General features: G+C 40.8%; 18 protein-coding genes and 1 tRNA gene. 8 read left to right on the forward strand and 11 right to left on the reverse strand.

Features of this window, described 5'->3' with window-relative positions:
* Positions 1 to 148: 148 nt before the first annotated feature.
* Genes LV85_RS07880 through LV85_RS07895 form a run of 4 tightly spaced genes read left to right on the forward strand, consistent with a single transcriptional unit; the run spans position 149 to position 3,328 of the window.
* Entirely contained in the window at positions 149 to 1,183 is a 1,035-nt protein-coding gene (locus LV85_RS07880; protein ID WP_111318427.1) for a DHH family phosphoesterase, read from the forward strand.
* 47 nt (positions 1,184 to 1,230) lie between these two features.
* Positions 1,231 to 2,157, forward strand: coding sequence for an FKBP-type peptidyl-prolyl cis-trans isomerase (locus tag LV85_RS07885; RefSeq protein WP_111318429.1), 927 nt, complete (start codon positions 1,231 to 1,233; stop codon positions 2,155 to 2,157).
* A 48-nt stretch (positions 2,158 to 2,205) separates the two neighbouring features.
* Positions 2,206 to 2,760, forward strand: coding sequence for an FKBP-type peptidyl-prolyl cis-trans isomerase (locus LV85_RS07890; RefSeq protein WP_111318030.1), 555 nt, complete (start codon positions 2,206 to 2,208; stop codon positions 2,758 to 2,760).
* Between the two features lies 1 nt (position 2,761).
* Positions 2,762 to 3,328 (forward strand): FKBP-type peptidyl-prolyl cis-trans isomerase, encoded by a 567-nt coding sequence (locus tag LV85_RS07895; protein WP_111318033.1) that lies wholly within the window; start codon positions 2,762 to 2,764, stop codon positions 3,326 to 3,328.
* 139 nt (positions 3,329 to 3,467) lie between these two features.
* Here the strand turns inward: LV85_RS07895 and LV85_RS07900 are convergent, their stop codons facing one another.
* The 5 genes from LV85_RS07900 to LV85_RS07920 form a co-directional block, all read right to left on the reverse strand.
* Entirely contained in the window at positions 3,468 to 3,782 is a 315-nt protein-coding gene (locus LV85_RS07900) for a hypothetical protein (RefSeq protein WP_111318036.1), read from the reverse strand.
* Between the two features lie 289 nt (positions 3,783 to 4,071).
* A complete protein-coding gene (gene rplS / locus LV85_RS07905) occupies positions 4,072 to 4,437 on the reverse strand; it encodes a 50S ribosomal protein L19 (protein ID WP_111318039.1) in 366 nt (121 codons plus the stop codon).
* Positions 4,438 to 4,486: 49 nt separating this feature from the next.
* Entirely contained in the window at positions 4,487 to 5,203 is a 717-nt protein-coding gene (gene trmD / locus LV85_RS07910) for a tRNA (guanosine(37)-N1)-methyltransferase TrmD (protein WP_111318042.1), read from the reverse strand.
* A gap of 3 nt (positions 5,204 to 5,206) precedes the next feature.
* Entirely contained in the window at positions 5,207 to 5,737 is a 531-nt protein-coding gene (rimM, locus tag LV85_RS07915; protein ID WP_111318045.1) for a ribosome maturation factor RimM, read from the reverse strand.
* A gap of 11 nt (positions 5,738 to 5,748) precedes the next feature.
* A complete protein-coding gene (locus LV85_RS07920) occupies positions 5,749 to 6,429 on the reverse strand; it encodes a 30S ribosomal protein S16 (protein ID WP_111318048.1) in 681 nt (226 codons plus the stop codon).
* Between the two features lie 221 nt (positions 6,430 to 6,650).
* On the opposite strand from LV85_RS07920, the gene LV85_RS07925 reads away from it, so the two are divergent.
* From LV85_RS07925 to LV85_RS07935, 3 genes are all read left to right on the forward strand, one after another.
* A tRNA-Arg gene (locus LV85_RS07925) sits at positions 6,651 to 6,722 on the forward strand.
* Between the two features lie 404 nt (positions 6,723 to 7,126).
* Positions 7,127 to 7,738 carry a hypothetical protein gene (locus LV85_RS07930; RefSeq protein ID WP_111318050.1) on the forward strand — a complete coding sequence of 204 codons (612 nt, stop codon included), beginning with the start codon at positions 7,127 to 7,129 and terminating at the stop codon, positions 7,736 to 7,738.
* Between the two features lie 134 nt (positions 7,739 to 7,872).
* Complete coding sequence (locus LV85_RS07935) at positions 7,873 to 10,830, forward strand: DEAD/DEAH box helicase (protein ID WP_111318053.1); 2,958 nt, start codon at positions 7,873 to 7,875, stop codon at positions 10,828 to 10,830.
* Between the two features lie 71 nt (positions 10,831 to 10,901).
* Here LV85_RS07935 and LV85_RS07940 read toward each other — a convergent pair whose 3' ends face one another.
* The 5 genes from LV85_RS07940 to LV85_RS07960 all read right to left on the reverse strand — a co-directional run bounded on the left by LV85_RS07940 (position 10,902) and on the right by LV85_RS07960 (position 15,540).
* Positions 10,902 to 11,780 carry an SMP-30/gluconolactonase/LRE family protein gene (locus tag LV85_RS07940; RefSeq protein WP_111318056.1) on the reverse strand — a complete coding sequence of 293 codons (879 nt, stop codon included), beginning with the start codon at positions 11,778 to 11,780 and terminating at the stop codon, positions 10,902 to 10,904.
* A 159-nt stretch (positions 11,781 to 11,939) separates the two neighbouring features.
* Positions 11,940 to 12,827, reverse strand: a complete 888-nt coding sequence (locus tag LV85_RS07945; protein WP_111318059.1) for a sugar phosphate isomerase/epimerase family protein — start codon at positions 12,825 to 12,827, stop codon at positions 11,940 to 11,942.
* A gap of 165 nt (positions 12,828 to 12,992) precedes the next feature.
* Positions 12,993 to 13,790, reverse strand: a complete 798-nt coding sequence (locus tag LV85_RS07950) for an SDR family NAD(P)-dependent oxidoreductase (RefSeq protein ID WP_111318063.1) — start codon at positions 13,788 to 13,790, stop codon at positions 12,993 to 12,995.
* Between the two features lies 1 nt (position 13,791).
* Positions 13,792 to 14,829, reverse strand: coding sequence for a zinc-binding dehydrogenase (locus LV85_RS07955; protein ID WP_111318066.1), 1,038 nt, complete (start codon positions 14,827 to 14,829; stop codon positions 13,792 to 13,794).
* A 12-nt stretch (positions 14,830 to 14,841) separates the two neighbouring features.
* Positions 14,842 to 15,540 carry an orotidine 5'-phosphate decarboxylase / HUMPS family protein gene (locus tag LV85_RS07960; protein WP_111318069.1) on the reverse strand — a complete coding sequence of 233 codons (699 nt, stop codon included), beginning with the start codon at positions 15,538 to 15,540 and terminating at the stop codon, positions 14,842 to 14,844.
* Positions 15,541 to 15,840: 300 nt separating this feature from the next.
* Between LV85_RS07960 and LV85_RS07965 the strand changes: the two genes are divergently transcribed.
* The gene (locus tag LV85_RS07965) at positions 15,841 to 16,680 is read left to right on the forward strand and encodes a hypothetical protein (RefSeq protein WP_111318072.1); all 840 of its coding nucleotides are present in this window, start codon (positions 15,841 to 15,843) and stop codon (positions 16,678 to 16,680) included.
* On the opposite strand, the gene LV85_RS07970 is transcribed toward LV85_RS07965, so the two are convergent.
* The gene (locus tag LV85_RS07970; protein WP_111318075.1) at positions 16,677 to 18,035 is read right to left on the reverse strand and encodes an acyl-CoA dehydrogenase family protein; all 1,359 of its coding nucleotides are present in this window, start codon (positions 18,033 to 18,035) and stop codon (positions 16,677 to 16,679) included. The two genes, LV85_RS07965 and LV85_RS07970, sit on opposite strands and share 4 nt — an antisense overlap.
* Positions 18,036 to 18,073: the final 38 nt, after the last annotated feature.

Genomic DNA, 18,073 nt, shown 5'->3' on the forward strand with positions numbered 1-18,073 from the left:
AATAGACTTTTTCGCAGCATTCTCCATAAAAACTTTTGCATTTTTCTCCTAGGCTATTCATTGTCAGCCAACTAGTATAATTGGGAATTGTCAAAATTTTACTGACCTTTGCGAACTACAAGAGCCAAAAAGCAGCTAAATGTATAAAATGGAAGCTTTAGCCTCGTTTAAGAGAGAGATTTCTTCACCCAAAAAAATACTCATCACCACTCACGTCAAACCCGATGCCGATGCATTGGGTTCTTCCTTGGGAATGGCTAACTACCTGATCAAGAAAGGACATGAGGTCACTGTGGTGACTCCATCGGATTATCCTTCATTTCTCAATTGGATGAAAGGCAATGATACTGTGCTGGATTTCAGTAATCCTACGCAGACTAAATTGGCCACCCAAAAGTTAAATGAAGCAGATATTATTTTCTGTTTGGACTTCTCTGTCTTAAATAGGGTAAATGAACTAGGCGAAATGATCCGCAATTCGGATGCATTCGTAGTCAATATAGATCATCACCAGGATCCTGAGGATTTTGCTGATTTTCGTGTTTGGAGTACTGAAGCCGCAGCTACCTGTGAATTGGTCTATGAATTGATCGTGCAGCTAGGTGATGAAGAGCTTCTAGACAAAGATATCGCAGAATGTCTTTATGCTGGTATTATGACTGATACTGGTGGATTCAGACATCCCAATACTACCAAGAATGTCCATCTCGTGGTGGCGGAATTATTGGATTTAGGAGCTGATACTTCGCAGATTGCCAATTGGATCTATGATTCCAATTCAGTCAATAGATTGAAATTTATCGGTTTTGCTATTAGTCGCCGCCTGGTGGTTCATGAGGACCTCCATATGGCATACTTTGCGATCAGCAAAAAAGATCTTAAAAAATATCAAAGCCGTACTGGCGATACAGAAGGTTTAGTCAATTATGCATTATCTTTGGACGGGATAAAGCTGGCAGCCTTGTTTTCGGAACGCGAAGATGGTGTCAAAATATCTTTCAGATCATCCAGTGAGGTAGCTGTCAATAAATTTGCGACAGAATATTTCGACGGAGGAGGACACAAAAATGCCTCTGGAGGCAAGTCCTCGATGAGTCTAAAAGATACAGTGGAGCGATTCGAGTCTTTGGTAGAAGAGCACCAAGATGATTTATTCCGCGTTGTTCCTGTTACAGCAGATTGATTGGCCTGAAAGCCCTCTTTATTACCTTGAAAAATCACTTATTCTTTATGAAAAATTCAAAAAGCCTATTGGCAATCCTTGCTCTCGTGCTGGGCGCAAGCATCTTGACTTCATGTAAAAAAACTAAAGTCACTGAAAAAGACGGTATCGAATATACCTATGTAAAAGAAGGTAATGAAAAAGCTCCGAATGGTGAGTTTTTACTTTACAACTTTGAAGTATTGACTGGATCTGATTCAGTGCTGATCTCTACCTCAGACAATCCTTACCCAGGTTATATGCAAGTAAATGATTCTATGCAAATTAGAACTGGTATGGATGAGATTTTCCTAGGCTTGCGCAAAGGAGATAGTATTGCTTTTGAATCAACTGTGAAAACAATATTTGGTGAAAATGCACCTCCATTCTTGAAGGAAGATGACGTCATCAAAATCAGATTGGGCGCGTTTGAAATCATGAACGAAGAAGCTATTCAAGCCTATTTCGACAAAGTAATGGCTGCTGAAGAAGTGAAACAATCAGAAAGAGCCGCTGAAAGAATTTTAGAGGAAGACAAGATCATCCAGGATTATATCAATGAAAAAGGCCTAAAGGCTGAAAAGACCGAAAGTGGACTCTATTATGTGATCGAAGAAGAAGGCACAGGCGATCCAGTAACTCCTGGTACTACTATGCTAGTGGACTATGCAGGATACCTAATCGACGGTACCTTGTTTGACACATCTATGGAAAACATAGCTAGAGAAAATGATATTTTCAACGAAAACAGACCAGCTTATGAGCCACTTCCAGTGTCAGTAGGAATGGGACAAGTTATTCCTGGATGGGATGAAGGTTTACTTTTATTGAAAAAAGGATCTAAGGGTAAGTTTATTATTCCTTCTCCTTTAGGCTATGGTGAGAATGCGATGGGAGCGATGATTCCTGCTAATTCCATCCTTGTTTTTGATGTAGATGTAGCGGATGTACAGTAATTCTCGTACTGAAGGTATAACTAGTAAACAATTACAAAACCAACTACAATGAAAATTAGAATAATTGCCATTTTGAGCCTGCTTGCAGGGAGTTTCGCTTTAGCATCTTGTATTGATGACGAGGCAACAAATGAAGTGATACTTGCCAATGATAAGGCTGCTATTAAAACTTATCTAGATACTACCTCTATTATTAATGTAAAGGAACTTCATGATGCTGCTTCAGGATTGAGTATAATTTGGCAAGAAACAGCGCCAAGTGATACCATTGAAACATTTTATGTAGGTGATTCTGTCGTTGTAAATTATACAGGTAAATTTCTGTCTGATCAGGTATTCGAAACAACAATTGAATCTGTTGCAAAGGCGAATGATATCTATAATAGCAATTTTAAATATCAACCAGTTAAGTTTATGCTGGGAGGTGTTATTTATGGTTTTCAATATGCTATTTCGCAAATGGAGATAGGTGAGAAGGTCACCGTATTTGTGCCTTCTGAATACGCTTACGGTAGAAGTTCAGATGGACCCGGAGGCCCAAATACACCGCTTATTTTTGAACTAGAGCTTTTGGAAGTCATTCCAATAAAAAGAGAACCATAATATGATTTTACAACGAGCAAGCATTTTCTTCTTTTTGGTACTATCGATTGCATTTGTAAGCTGCGATGCAAAAAACCCTTATGATACAGGGCCTGCATACGATGTGGAGGGACATCTGGCAACAGATAGCCTATTGATCGTGGATTACCTTGCGACGGCTGAGATTGATAGCCTTTATCGCATTTACGATCCTAGTGGAGTAGTCATCATCGTACAAGAAGAAGGTGTAGGCTCACGCCCGAAAAGTGGAAACGCAATCTATACCAATTACATCGGTTCCTTGATGAGTGATGGATCTGTATTTGACACGAATATTGAGCAGGTGGCTAGAGATAATGATCTCTACGTAGAAGGATCAGATTATGATATTTTGAGATTTGGACTTTTTAGTACCGGTTCAGATCGAGTAATTGATGGTTGGAATATTGGTTTTAGTCGACTTAGGTCTGGCTCTAAAGCTCAACTGATCATTCCGTCGACATGGGGCTATCGAGATGCTTCAAACAATAGCAGAATTCCACCTAATTCCGTATTAATATTCGAAGTAGAGTTCAAAGGAATGGACTAAAATAGATAAGAGGGCTTCGGCCCTCTTTTTTTATGCCCAGTACAAGATTTTTCTTGTTTGATCCTAGTGTGGATGATTTTTTCAGTGGAGGATAATGCATCCTTCCCAACACAGCCAGCATTCAATCTTAACCAGTTAATTACCCAACCAATTGCTGAGATTTACTTTCTGTTTGAATTCTTTTACCCAACCAGCCTAATACAAAAAAACTTACTAAAAAGGCAATAGCAGCTATGGATAACATGAGCAGTTGCCAAAAGAATGGCGTCGTGTCTAGCTGAAATTCGCCGAAAGCAGATTGAATTTCCCTTTCCCAATCCTCAAAAATCCCGAGTGATGCTAGGTAGGCTATATAAATTAATACAGCTACCATCGCTGCTGAGAAGAACATTCCTATACGGATAAATACTTTAGCAATCTGATAGCTTGGATCGAGAGAAAATGAATTGCTCATAAGTGAAAAGTTTTTTATAAAAATGGTTTTCAAATTACTGTTAACCAATTATTTAACGTTAAATACTTTTAAAAGTATCTCGAGGATCCTTTTTTTTCTTTCAGTTAACAACAGTTTGAATTGAAATCTATTGTCTTTTCAATCGAAAGTCCAGCTTCTGTAGAAGCAGGACAACGGGAGAACTCAGCTTCTGGAGAAGCAGGACAACCTGGATGTGTTGTACTTTCTGAAGGGCATAAAAAAAGGAACCCATTGCTGGATTCCTTTTTGATTTCAATCGTGTGAAATCTTACTTTCTCACTCTGATTTTTTCCTTGATACGTGCAGCTTTACCCTGACGTCCTCTTAGGTAGAATAGACGAGCTCTTCTTACTTTACCTTGTCTCAATAGCTCGATTTTCTCGATTGCTGGGGAGATGATAGGGAAGATTCTTTCTACACCGATACCATTAGATATTTTTCTTACAGTGAAAGTCTCACCGTTAGAGTTAGGGTTTCTACGCTGGATCACAGTTCCTTGGAACTGCTGGATACGCTCTTTGCTACCTTCAGTAATACGTACGTGTACGTTGATGGTATCGCCAGCTTTGAAAGAAGGGAATTTAGCTCTTACCTCGCTGTATTCCGCCTCTACTATTTTCATTAAATCGCTCATAGCTTTATGTTTTTATGCTTTCGCTGTTTGCCAACGCGTGGCTTATTAATTATTTCTTATAAGATTCTGCATCGCTTTCCCCAGTTTGCTTGTCACTGAGCAAGTCAGGTCTTCTCTCTTGGGTTCGGCGAACCGATGCTTCAAATCTCCATTCGTTTATCTTGGCTTCATGTCCTGATAGCAATACTTCCGGCACTTTCATCCCATCATAATCGGCGGGGCGTGTGTACACTGGCGGTGCTAGTAGTCCATCCTGGAAAGAGTCTGTCAAAGCTGAGGTTTCATCATTCAATACTCCTGGAATCAGGCGAATCAAAGCGTCAGCTACTACCGCTGCTGCCAGTTCTCCTCCAGAAAGCACATAGTCACCAATACTGATTTCTTTGGTGATGAATCGCTCTCTTACTCGCTCGTCTACTCCCTTGTAATGACCACAAAGGATCAGCAGGTTTTGGTTAAGCGAAAGTGCATTTGCCATGGGTTGGTCGAATCTTTCTCCATCGGGTGTCATGTAGATGATTTCATCGTATGTACGTTCCTTTTGAAGTGCTTCTATACATCGAGCGATAGGCTCAATGGACATTACCATCCCAGCTCCCCCTCCAAAAGCGTAGTCATCGACTTGCTTCTGTTTGCTTGTTGAGTAATCCCGTAGATTAATCACGCGAATACTGGCTAGTCCTTTGTCCTCCGCTCTTTTCAGAATGGAGTGTGCAAATGGCCCTTCCAATAATCCCGGTACTACAGTGATAATATCAATGTGCATGGGTTAGTCTTCCAGATAAATTTCAAGTAAACCTTCGGGTAATCGGCAGTAAACTTTTTTAGCTGCCTTGTCCACCTTTTGGATAATTCCGTCCTGCATAGGTATGAGAACTTCTTTTTCCTTGTGTGTTACTCCGAGGAGATTCTGTGTCTCCAGATCATAGACGATCTGAATAGGTCCGATCAGGCCCTCAGTCTCATCAAAGACTTCGAATCCGATCAACTCATGGAAGAAATACTGATCATCTTTCAGTTCGGGTAGCGCTGTCAAGGGAAGATAAACTCCCAATCCAACCAAATCTTCTACCTGATCCAGCGAGTTCAAATCCTCAAACTTTGCTAATGCTTTATTTCCAGGTTGGAGTACAAAGTGCTCCAGGAAAAACGGCACCAGCCGGGATTTTTGCTCTAAGAATAAGTGCTCTAGTGTCTCATAATCCTCAGGATAATCGACATCCAGCACTATCATTACTTCTCCACGAAGTCCATGAACTTTAGACACGTAGCCTAATTGAAAGCTTTGGTCTTTATTCATGGGGATTTATATTAAGCTTTTGCTTCGTCTTCGCCAGCTTTTGGAGCTTTCTCTTCAGCAGGAGCTTTAGCCTCAGCAGCTTCTTCTTTAGCTACAGGAGCCTCAGGTTCAGCAGCAGGAGTTTCTTCTACTACAGGAGCCTCAGCTACAGGAGCTTCTTCAGCAACAACTTCCTCTTCTACTACAGGAGCAGGGTTGTTTGCAGCTTCAGCAGCAGCTAGAAGAGCTTTTTGCTCATCTTCTCTTGCTTTGATAGCGTCAAGTCTCGCTTGGTTCTTAGCAGTCTCAGCATCCATTGCTTTCTTACGGATATCCGCTTTAGCAGCAGAGATACCTTCAGCCTTACCAGCAATCTTAGTATCTTTTTCAGTTGACCATGCTTCGAATTTCGCGTCTGCTTGTTCTTGCGTGATTGCACCTTTCAATACACCAATCTGAAGGTGTTTTTTCAGCATTACACCTCTGTAAGAAAGCATAGCTTTCACAGTGTCTGTTGGCTGAGCCCCGTTCAACAACCATTTAAGAGCGCGCTCATTGTTGATGTTGATAGAAGCAGGATTTGTGTTTGGGTTATAAGACCCAATTTTTTCGATGAAGCGTCCATCACGTGGAGCTCTTGCATCAGCTACAACCACGTCGTAGATAGCTAATTTTCTTCTACCTCTTCGTGCTAATCTGATTTTTACTGACATAAATTTTGTATGTATTTAGTGAGTGGATGGAACCCGTCCATCCTAATTTTGGAGTGCAAAGATAGTGTAAATCCTTGTAAAGCCATAAGTTGACTAAAGAATATTTGCCTGAAAGCGAGCTTTTCTTATATCTTGCAGCTCTGGTTCTGTTGCAGTTAACTTGCTTCAGACTTAAAGCGTTCATTGGCAAGCGTAAAGCTTACTATTTCGTATGATTAAATGGCCCCGTAGTTCAATGGATAGAACAAGCGTTTCCTAAACGCTAGATCTAAGTTCGATTCTTAGCGGGGCTACTTCGGAGGATAAGGAGAACAAGGCCACTTTTATTGCTTTGGTTTCAAGCAACAGTTTCTCCTGATATAAGGTGGTCTGATTTTCCGCTTAGTTTCGTACTACAAGAGGGAAAAGCTATCCAGGATATGTTAAAATTTATAATTGAGGCCACATCGGTCTTCCTACTGGATAAGCAAAGAATCTAAGTGGACTGGCATCATTACGGATAATCACATTTTAAAAATTAGTATCTTTGAAATATGAGTACAAAAAAAGATAAGCTTACTGAGCAGATTGAAGATTTGACTAAAAAAATGAAAAGTCAGATGCCGCGCATTAAAAGGGAGATCCGCATATATGAGCAGAAAGCAGCCATGGGTAAGCTAACAAAGAATCCCAAGCTGTCCCCCCAGTTTAACTAAAAATGGAAAAAAACCAGCTTTTGGTTATCGCAGGATGCAATGGAGCTGGTAAATCTTCTTATTCAGGCATCCTATCTCCTAAAGGAATAGATGTTTTTGATTATGATAAGAATTTCCTCAAAATCTATTCCTCGATAATTCCTACAGACTTTCAGGATCAGATGGCACACGGAATGACATTCCAAAAGCTTGAGACGCAAATCGATCAGGCTATTCAAACCCAAATGTCTTTTGCCTACGAAACCAACTTCAATTCTGATCCTTTGCACTGGCCATTAATATTTAGAGCTAAGGGGTATGCGATTAGCATGATTTATTTCTGTTTGAATTCAGTAGAAGAAGCCAAAAAAAGAGTGGCTATCAGAGTTGAGAATGGGGGGCATTTTGTGCCTGACTATGAAATAGTTAATCGGTTTAATGCAGGTTATAGTAATTTGGATGAGTATTTTGGTTTTTTTGATACCGTCCATTTATTCAATAGCTCTACTTATGGAATGGCTCCCTATTATTGTTTGACATTCCAACATGGCGATCTGGTCAAAAAAGCTGATCTGCCCCATTTTTTAAAGAATTTAACCCCTAAACTTTATAAACTGGCGATTAATTACAAGTGATTGGTAGTGTTCTGGTTGATGTACAGCTTCATTTAAGTAATGGAAAAATCGCAGGCTACCTATTTATAAATAAAGTTAGAAAATGCAATTTAGGATAAGGGATAAAAAGATTCAGGATAGATATTGATTGTGAAATGACTTCAACTCATGAAAACAATCAACTTTTTCGCTCTCTTTTCAAAGGACGTGGAGATGTGTTTGCTATTCGTTGGGAAAAAGGAAATAAATCGGGCTATATGCCAGCCTGTATTTATGACCCATATCGTCTACGGGCACATAAAATGAATGGAGGTTCATTCCAGAATTTTACAGAAAAGTCTTATCTACCACTTACCGATGAACAAATTCAAAAGCATCTAGACGGTTTTCATCATATTGGGGTTTATCCATTATTACAAGAAAATACTACTTGGTTTTTAGCGGCAGATTTTGATAAAGCCAATTGGCAAGAAGATGCCGTTACTTTTCTTAATGCTTGTAAGGAAAAAGAAATTCCTGCATACCTTGAGCGTTCACGCTCGGGAAATGGTGGGCATGTCTGGGTATTTTTTGATAAACCTTATCCTGCCATAAAAAGCCGAAAAATTTTCCTGGCAATTTTAGAAAATTCTGGAGCATTCTCAATGTTTGATAAAAGCTCTAGCTTCGACAGATTGTTCCCAAATCAGGATTTCCTTTTAGGTAAAGGCTTTGGGAACCTCATTGCCTTACCTCTATTTAAGTCAGCTCTTAAACTAGGAAATAACTGTTTTATCAACCCCGAAACTTTTGAACCATATCTCGACCAATGGCAATTTCTAAATGGAATTAGACGAGTTTCAACAGAAACATTAGAGCAGTTTTATCAGGAATTTTCATCCAGCCAAATTTCACCAGTTGTCCCTACTCAGGGAAAACTGACAATTTCACTCAAGCAAAGTATCCGTATTCAAAGAAATGGATTGACTATTCCGTTAATCAATTTTTTAAAGGAAGAGCTGAATTTCGCTAATTCGGAATTTTTCATTAAGAAAAAATCAGGAAAAAATACTTTTGGAATAGACCGGTATTTTAAACTCGTAGAAGAAAACGAGAATGAAGTCAGTATCCCAAGAGGTTTTATCGGGAAATTACTTCGGTTTTGCAAAGAACAGAGTTTGGATTTCGATTTTCAAGACCAACGAAAACGCAATGAATTAATCTCCTATAGATTTAATGCTACATTAAGGGGTCATCAAAGCAAAGTTATTGAGGCAGTTTCGAAAAAGGATTTTGGAGTTATTGTGGCTCCGCCAAGTTCGGGTAAAACGATTATAGGATTGAAGATTATTGCAGAGAAAAAACAACCGGCTTTAATCGTTGTGCACCGCAAATTATTATTGGAACAGTGGCAAGAGCGCGTTCAGGTATTTCTTGGAATCCCCAAACAAGAAATAGGTATTATTGGTCAGGGAAAGGTAAAAATTGGGAGGCAAATTACTATTGCAACCATTCAAAGTTTACCGAAGCAAATAGAACAAATCCATTGTCAGTTTGGGGTTATTTTGGTAGATGAATGTCATCATATTCCAGCAATATCATTTCGTAATACCATTGAAAAATTGGAGACTTATTATCTATATGGTCTAACAGCAACGCCTTTTAGAAAATATAATGATGATAAACTGATTTTTGCTTATTTGGGAGATGTGATTTCGGAAGTTTTGACCACCGAAATTGAAGATTTCAAACCTGCTCAAATTTTTGTTAGAAATACAAATATGGATGTTCCCTTCAATTCTAAAACTGATAGTTTTGAAACCCTTTCGAAGATTTTAATCCATGATTCAGAACGCAATAAGACCATCCTGATTGACATCAAAAATGAATTATCCAAAGGAAAACGGGTTGCCATTATAACAGAAAGAAAAGAACATATTGATGCGCTATACCTTTTTTTAAAACAATCTTACGAAGTCGTTACCCTAAGTGGAGATGATGCTGAAACTAGCAGGAAATCGAAGTGGCAGACTTTACAGCAAGGAAATTTTCAGGTATTGATTACCACAGGGCAATATTTTGGTGAAGGGTCGGATTTGTCAAGTATCAATTCTTTGTTTATAGTTTATCCATTTTCTTTCAAAGGTAAACTGATTCAATACATTGGTCGTGTTCAACGTACCGAAACCAATCCAACAATCTATGACTATCGGGACTTCAAAATTGATTACCTGAACAAATTGTTTTTAAAACGAAACACTTATTACCGTCAGATTGTCAAACAAGCAAGTCTGTTTGACGAACCAACTGAGTTTATACCTGAAAGGGAAAGTTTGATTATTGAACAACAAATTAAAGTAGGAATAGAAGACTTGGATTTCAGGTATGGAAATGTTGGCTTTGATTACACAGGGTATGAAAATTCTCAGCGGTTCAATTTTGAAATAGAGAACGAAGAATTTAGACCAGAATTTGAAGTTCTAAAGCCATATTTTATTAAAGTTTTAAAATCTAAAACTATTAAGGTTGAAATTTTTTTAGAGGTAGAAAACGGAGTAATTGTGTCACAATTAGCTACCTCTCTCGAGATCGAAAACATCAATAAGGAAATTATTGAAAGCGTAAAGTTTCAATTTCTGAATAATGGTTTTATAGGTCAGGTACCAGCATCTAAGAAGAATATTCTTACAACAAACGACCTACCGAAAAGCCAGAATATTTACACTAATTCTGAAAGTATTCTGGAGGATTTGTTGAAAGGAAAGCAATATAAGCATTCTAAACACGTCCGATATTTGGCAGACAGGCACGAAAGAAATGTAATGAAACTCAGGTTTGTTTTGCAACCGTTTTCATTTGTGTTTATGATTGCTGGCAAACACCATTTTCATATCGTTTTAGAGACTTTAGATACGGAAGTGGCTACCTACGTTTGGCATTCAGCAAAGAGTAAATCTGTACTTATGGAGGCTATAAAGCAAATTGACCTAGAACTAACCATCATTCGGGAAAAAGGGAGGCAAGCCTACTTGGATACTAATCCGCAGAACTTTTCAAAAGTCCTTCACGATTATTCTGATGATAATAATGGGTTTAGTATTTGGAAAGGGAAACTAGAAGAACTCTTCACTTAAGTTGGCTACCTGCTCACAACCTCAAATCTTCCTCTAAAAAGTTCGACATTTGCCCTACGGGGGCTACAATTTTAGTGCAAAAATCGACTCGCTTTAAATCCTTTTGTATTGGTTTTTACCATAAATGCATCCCCACTCAATGGATATTCCTTCAATTGCTCTGAGCTCATATTTTCCTGGGCAGTTGTGATCAAAAGGATATCAAGATTCTCTCCACCAAAACAACAGGAAGTAACGTGCGGTACTGGAAGTTCTATTTTATCTAATAACTCGCCTGAAATTGGATTCCAGCGATAAACTCCTAACCCCCCATAATGTGCCACCCAAAGCATGCCTTCTTGGTCTATGCACATGCCATCAGGAAATCCTAATTCCTCTGGAATATCGACAGCAACCCTTTCAAATTCAATTTCACCTGATGCTATATCAAAGTGAAAAGCTTTGATTTTCCGGGTTGGAGTATCGATAAAGTAAAAGGTCTGATTGTCTGCCGTCCAGGCCATTCCATTGGAAATGGTCAGTTGATCCAGTTGCTTTTTTGGATTTAGATCCTTGTCGACTCTATATAGAGCGCCAGATCCTTTAGTGAATTTGGTGCTTAGCGTGCCAATCCATATTCTTCCTTTGGTATCAACTTTTCCATCATTGAAGCGATGAAGAGGGAAATCTGATTCTACTTCGCAAAGCCAAGTTAGTTTTTCAATTTCTAAATCAAACTTTGCAATTTTTCGGTCCAAACCTAAGATTAAATTTCCGTCTTCTGATTCTAAAACCACTGCCAAACGATGGGGGAAACTTCGCGTTTTAGTCTCTGAAATCTTGAGATTATGTTCAAATAATTTCCCGTTTTCAATATCCACCCAGAAAAAGCTTTGTCTTCCGGCATGCCAATAGGGACCTTCGCCGAGGAAGCATTGGGAGGGGATGGAGGTATAGTTGTAGGTTTTCAAGGAATGACTGGAGTTAAGGTTTTACAGTTATAATTTATGAGTTGTAAGGTTGTAAAGTGGCAATGAGCCAACTGGATACATTCCGAATGTCAAACAGACTGAAGTCGAAGTGTCAGAGGTTTTACAAAATCTCGTAAATCCGATATCATAAATCTTAAATCAATTGTGCCAATACTGAGCAATTTTCTTTTTCAGAAATGATACAGATCGCTGGAGCTGATCCATGCCATCGACCCCATCTTCTATGCTGATCCAATTGTCAAAACCCACTCGTTTCAATTCAGTGAAAATGGCATCGTAATCATTTAAGCCTTTCCCAACTTCTCCATGGCTCAATCTTGCTGCATAGCCAGTCACGCCACTTTCCTCATTTTTCAAATCTTCAATAGTCCCATACTTCAAAAACCGATCACTGGCATGCATCGTCACGATCCGTTCCGAAACTTCATACAATAAATCCAGTGGATCTTCAGCAGCCAAAAAGGCATTGCTGGGATCGTAATTCACTCCGAAATTCGGATGCTTGATGCTGTTGACCAGCTTTACAAATAGCTCTCTTTTCTGAGCAAACTCAGGATAGTCCCAAAAGTCATCCTTGTAGTGATTCTCCAAAATCAGGGTAATCCCAAGTGATTTTGCGTAAGGCAGACAGGATTGGATAGACTCTGAGGCAAATTTTATCCCCTCATCCACGGAGAGTTCGGGGCGATACTGTCCCGAAAGTACTCGGCAATACTTTCCTCCAAGTTCGTCTGTCATTTCTATCCAACGTCTTTGTTTCTGGATTTCCTTATCTCGAAAAGCCTTGTCTGGATGAGTGAAATCTGGTGAACAGCACATCATGGGAATGACCATTCCCTTGTCTTCCACCATTCTTCGGAATAGACGCCAGTTTTCTTCTTTTTCCATTTCCAGAAAACCTGCATACCATTCCAATCCATCGATTTCTAGGGCTGAGGCAAGTTCTACCCATTCCGATATTTTCATGCTTCCATCTTTGCAAAGAGCTTGCATAAAGGCTTTGGGGAAGGCGGCTATTTTAGGCATTGATTCTTATTTTTAATTTATGATTTAACTAACATCTGGTCTTATCAGAACATGGCTAACTCTATAAATCCTGCTATTTATTACTTTTCACCTTTTACATCTCACAACTTACCATAAACAAGATTTTTAGGATTAATACCAAACTAGCGTAATAAAAAGATTCATTTACTTATGAGGAATAGTGCTCGCGTCTTTTGGGATATTTCGGCCGATCATAGGGAATTGCTCCAAGTCAACTACCTGTCCGCTGATAGGCCCAGATTCATCTGAAAGCCAATAAATGCATGCTGCAGCAATTTCTTCCGGCCAAATAATTCTCCCAGCAGGAGCAAAAAGCTTAGATAAGTCCTTGTACCAGTTGTCAGCCAATCCGTGTTCTCTTTTGCGCTCGATTTCCTTTTCGGTAAGCACCCAGCCAGGATTGATCTGGTTGACACGCACTCCATGTTCACGGAAAAGGGAATCTCCCAAATTCCTGGTCATGGTCATCAAAGCCCCTTTGGAAATGCTGTATGCCAATAAATTATGCTCACCACTCCAGGCATTGATTGAGCCTATGTTCAAAACAGCACCATGACTTTCAATCAAAGGCGGAAGTGCTGCTTTGATTAGAAATAAGGGTGCAATGGTATTTACATCCAGCATTCGGTTCAAAAATGCCTTGTCTGTAGTATCAATAGTCGAGGCCGCTACGACAGCCGCATTATTGACAATAGCGTCAAGTCGTCCCCAGCTTGATATGGCGAGGTCCACTAGTCTCTGTACAGCGCCTTCATTGGATAGGTCTTCTATGTGAAGCCGGGCATTTTCAGCGCCAAGTTCAGCTACAACCTGAATTGCCAAATCCTCTTCCAGTCCGTGGACAATCACCTTTGCACCTTCCGCTACAACCCTTTTGGCAATGGCTTTGCCTATGCCCATCGTACTTCCTGTGACGATAATTACTTTATCTTTTAGTCGCATCCTAAATAGGTTTTAATACACTTTTTACAACTTCTCCGCTATGCATTTTTTCAAAAGCCTCATGCCATTCTGTGATCGGCCAGATGCCCCCGATGATTGGTTTTACATTTAGTGTTCCACTGGAAAGTAGCCCTATGACTTTTTCCCATATCGGCCAGTTGTGGCTAAAACTTCCTTGCAGGCGTACATTCTTCTGTACCAAAGGATCGATAGAGAAATTGCAGGGGGTTGGACCCCAGCCGACTTTTGTGATTTGTCCATTGGGGCGAACGAGATCCATGGCGATTTTCAAAGTAGCACTGATTCCTGCCGCATCAATTATCAGATCAGCTCCAAGACCATCTGTTTTCCTTGCCCATTCCGAAGCATCATTGATAATAGGAGTAACTCCATAGCTTTTTGCTATTTCCAGTCTTCCTCGGTCTTTTTCCAAACCTAAAATGGCAACATTTCCACCACAGATTTTGGCTACTGCTGCGCAAAGAATCCCAATTGTCCCTGGGCCGATCACGATTACTCGATCTCCAGGTTTGATGTGTGAGTTGACCGCGACGGCGTTATAAGCGACAGAGCATGGCTCGGTGAGACAAGCTTCTTCAAAAGACAACCCATCAGGCACTCGGTGCAAACATCTGGCAGGAACTCTCACAAATCTCGTCATAGCACCATTCACTCCATAGCCAAAACCCTTTCTGGTGGGATCTAGGTTATACAGGCCAGTTTTGCTCATAGGGTTTTGTGGATCGATGACGGCAGCCGTTTCGCTGACTACTCGATCGCCAACTTTCCAGCCAGTTACACGATCTCCGACAGAAGCGATCTTTCCTCCGAACTCGTGCCCCAAAACCACTGGATAATTTACTGGCCAAGAATGATCTGAAGTCCACTGATGCAGGTCACTTCCACAGACTCCCACATTTTCTACTTCCAATAAAATGTCTTCATCGCCGATTTCTGGAACGGAAATTTCTCTGATTTCTACTGAGCCCTTTTTCTCTGAAAAATTCACTACGGCGGCTGATTTACCTGATATTGACATGAAATAAGGGGTTTAAGATTTGTTGATTGTTTGAGAATGTATGGCTGCGCAAATTTTCCTCAAAGAAGCTTCGAGGTCCCCGTCAGCAGTTTTGAAAGCATCTGCGTCTATGGTCAGTGGTGCTCCGAGTACCGCAAGTGGAGCTCCGAATTGTGGACATTGGATGGCTTGCTCTAGCGAGAGTCCACCCACTGCTTGAATAGGCACTTTGACAGCCTTCACCACTTCCCGCAGTTGATCAAGCGGACTTGGCATTCGCTTACCTGCTGCAGCAATTCCCCGGCGCTCATCGTAACCGATGTGATGGATCACATAGTCGCATCCCAAATCTTCTAAAAATCTCGCTCCCTCAACCATATCTGGACAGCCTAAATTGTCACCCATCACTTTGACTCCATAATCTTTCCCTGCCTGCACCACACATTTGATGGTTTCGGCATGAGCTCTAGCCATCACAACCACATGAGTTGCACCAGCTTTTGCCATCATTTCTGCTTCTAGGTAGCCTCCATCCATGGTTTTCAAGTCTGCGACAATTGGTATTCCGGGGAAAGCTTCGCGCAATTTTCTTACTCCATGAAGTCCCTCGGCTAGAATGAGCGGGGTGCCGGCTTCCAGCCAGTCAACACCTGCTCGCATTGCCAAGGCAGCCGTTTCCAGCGCTTCATCTATGTCAGTCAGATCTAAGGAGATTTGTACTATAGGTTTCATTTTGGTTTGGGTTAAAAGTAAAGCAATGAAAAAGGAGTCCTGAAGGCTATCAGGATTTACTCAGATTTTTAAGATAAGGAAAATTGAAAAAGATACTTTCCTGTTTTGGGCTAAAAGGAGGACTAATAAATAATACTATGCATAACTCGACCAATAAACCTCCCTAATGTTGACAGGTGTCTAGTGCAGAGATTGTTCTGGTTATTTTAGTTTTATTTTTCTGTTTGACAGAAGGTGAATAATTTATAAGGATCCAAGGGCCAACTAGGCACTTTTGCCTAATCAGCCTATCTTTAAGCTGTGCAGTTTCTTTTCAAAATCTATCAGCGCATTACCTGGCTTTCCATTGATGTAGTTCTCGGAGCTATGGCAGGGATGCTTTTTTTTGCAAAAGCTCTGCGGGTTGACCTGGCTTGGCAGGAATATGTCCTACTAGGGATGGCGGTTTGGTGTATTTATACCGCGGATCATTTGATGGATGCGCGCAAATTAGCTTCGGATCATGTGGAGGATAGGCATCATTTTCATCTGATTTACCAGAAACCCTTAGTCATTTTACTTGGCTTAGTCGGAGCAGCTGGACTGTTTTGGGCGATTCAGTTTTTCGGCTTTTCACATGAACTGTATTTCGGAGCAGGGCTAGGCTTGCTGATTTTGGGAATCATGCTTGCTGTGCGCAAATTGGCGTCAAAGCAGGTGCGATTAAAAGAACTTAGCTCGGCAATTTTCTATGTGATCGGAATTTCCTGGCTGCCTTGGTATGAAACAGCGCAGATAGATTATACTTGGATTGCTTTTGCTTTGACAATTTTATACATGGGATTGGCTTACCTGAATCTGATCATGCTTTCCAGTTTGGACATCGAATCAGACAATGCGGCTGGCTTCTCATCTATCGCCACGATAATACCTCAGGAAAGACTCAATCCAAGAATTCGACAACTGGCAACTGGATTGATTGCAGCTGCGTTTCTGGGACTATTGTTTGTGAATTCACTATACAAAATCCTCCCAGCATTATTCTTGATCATGCTACTGATCCACTACCTGAGCTTTTTTAAATCTGACCTGAGACCCGAGCAAGTCAGAATGCGAATGGAAATCGCATTCCTGATTCCTGCCCTTTTGCTCTTGTTTTAAACAAACGCGCTGTGCCCCGTAATCGCGCGACCTACGATCAACGAGTTGATTTCCTTGGTGCCTTCATAGCTATAGACTGCCTCCGCATCTGCCACAAATCTCGCGATGTCATGGCGTAGCAAAATGCCATTTCCTCCAAATAATGCGCGTGAATTGTCCACAATAGAGCGCATTCGAAGGGTGCAGAATACCTTGGCAAGGGAGGCGTGCTCATCTTTCAATATGTCTGTGTCCTGCATTTCGGAAAGTCGGAAAACCATCGTCTGCATGGCTGTCAAATCACCCAACATCGTCACCAAAAGATCCTGAACGAGTTGGAAAGAGGCTATTGGACGACCAAACTGCTTGCGCTCATTCGTATAGGCTAGTGCCAATTCATAAGCTCCTCGCGCACAACCCACAGCTTGCCATGCTACGCCAGCTCTAGTCATGCGGAGTACTTTCGCAGTATCCCGGAAGGAGTTTGCCTCTTGAAGTCTATCCGACTCAGGCACTTCACAATTCGTCAGTGTGATCAATGCATTTTGCACTGTTCTAAGGGCCATTTTATCTTCTAACTTTTCAGCAAGAAATCCAGGGTTTCCTTTTCTTACGATAAATCCTTTTACCTGCTGATCTTCTAAATCTCTTGCCCAGATGATGGTCATATCTGAGAAAGTGGCGTTTCCTATCCATTTTTTCTGGCCATTGAGTACCCAGGCATCACCTTCTCTTTTACAGGTTGTAGTTAGACCTCCCGCTACTCCAGATCCCACTTCAGGCTCTGTCAAGCCAAATGCACCAATTTTCTCTAGCTTTTGCATAGGTGGAAGCCATTCTTTTTTCTGCTCCTCCGAGCCGCAGAGGTAAATCGATCCCATAGCCAAGCCACTTTGCACTCCGAAAAATGTAGAAATAGAGGTGTCTATTCTTGCCATTTCCATAGCTACAAAACCTTCCAGTAGCGCCGAGTGACCTGGGCAACCATAGCCTTGGTAGGTCAGTCCAGCGATGTCCAACTCCGCCATTTTCGGGATGATTTGCATCGGGAATTCACCACGATTCCAGTAGTCATTGGCGATAGGTTTGATCTCCCGTTCCATGAATTCACGCACACGAAGTTGAATTTCCCGTTCATGAGCGGGCAGGCTCTTGCCCAGTTCATAGAAATCTCCATTGATAGGAGGAATGATTTTTTTCTTGCTACCGCCTTTCATCATTCCCATCATTTTGGAAAGGTCCTCTTCGCTCATCTGCGACACCAGACCGACCAACTTGGAAATATCTACTTTTTGTGAAAGCTTAGAGATTTGATCCAGATCGACACTGGACAAAAGTTGGCGTAAGCCACTGATATTCTTAAAAAGATTTTTCATATAAGGGTATTTTGGGAATTAGTTCATTCCTTTAATCT

Source organism: Algoriphagus chordae (assembly GCF_003254055.1).
GTDB lineage: Bacteria > Bacteroidota > Bacteroidia > Cytophagales > Cyclobacteriaceae > Algoriphagus > Algoriphagus chordae.

Coding starts and splice junctions, on each gene's coding strand:
- LV85_RS07880 (WP_111318427.1), top strand. CDS start 149: ATGGAAGCTTTAGCCTCGTTTAAGAGAGAGATTTCTTCACCCAAAAAA.
- LV85_RS07885 (WP_111318429.1), top strand. CDS start 1,231: ATGAAAAATTCAAAAAGCCTATTGGCAATCCTTGCTCTCGTGCTGGGC.
- LV85_RS07890 (WP_111318030.1), top strand. CDS start 2,206: ATGAAAATTAGAATAATTGCCATTTTGAGCCTGCTTGCAGGGAGTTTC.
- LV85_RS07895 (WP_111318033.1), top strand. CDS start 2,762: ATGATTTTACAACGAGCAAGCATTTTCTTCTTTTTGGTACTATCGATT.
- LV85_RS07900 (WP_111318036.1), bottom strand. CDS start 3,782: ATGAGCAATTCATTTTCTCTCGATCCAAGCTATCAGATTGCTAAAGTA.
- rplS (WP_111318039.1), bottom strand. CDS start 4,437: ATGAGCGATTTAATGAAAATAGTAGAGGCGGAATACAGCGAGGTAAGA.
- trmD (WP_111318042.1), bottom strand. CDS start 5,203: ATGCACATTGATATTATCACTGTAGTACCGGGATTATTGGAAGGGCCA.
- rimM (WP_111318045.1), bottom strand. CDS start 5,737: ATGAATAAAGACCAAAGCTTTCAATTAGGCTACGTGTCTAAAGTTCAT.
- LV85_RS07920 (WP_111318048.1), bottom strand. CDS start 6,429: ATGTCAGTAAAAATCAGATTAGCACGAAGAGGTAGAAGAAAATTAGCT.
- LV85_RS07930 (WP_111318050.1), top strand. CDS start 7,127: ATGGAAAAAAACCAGCTTTTGGTTATCGCAGGATGCAATGGAGCTGGT.
- LV85_RS07935 (WP_111318053.1), top strand. CDS start 7,873: ATGACTTCAACTCATGAAAACAATCAACTTTTTCGCTCTCTTTTCAAA.
- LV85_RS07945 (WP_111318059.1), bottom strand. CDS start 12,827: ATGCCTAAAATAGCCGCCTTCCCCAAAGCCTTTATGCAAGCTCTTTGC.
- LV85_RS07950 (WP_111318063.1), bottom strand. CDS start 13,790: ATGCGACTAAAAGATAAAGTAATTATCGTCACAGGAAGTACGATGGGC.
- LV85_RS07955 (WP_111318066.1), bottom strand. CDS start 14,829: ATGTCAATATCAGGTAAATCAGCCGCCGTAGTGAATTTTTCAGAGAAA.
- LV85_RS07960 (WP_111318069.1), bottom strand. CDS start 15,540: ATGAAACCTATAGTACAAATCTCCTTAGATCTGACTGACATAGATGAA.
- LV85_RS07970 (WP_111318075.1), bottom strand. CDS start 18,035: ATGAAAAATCTTTTTAAGAATATCAGTGGCTTACGCCAACTTTTGTCC.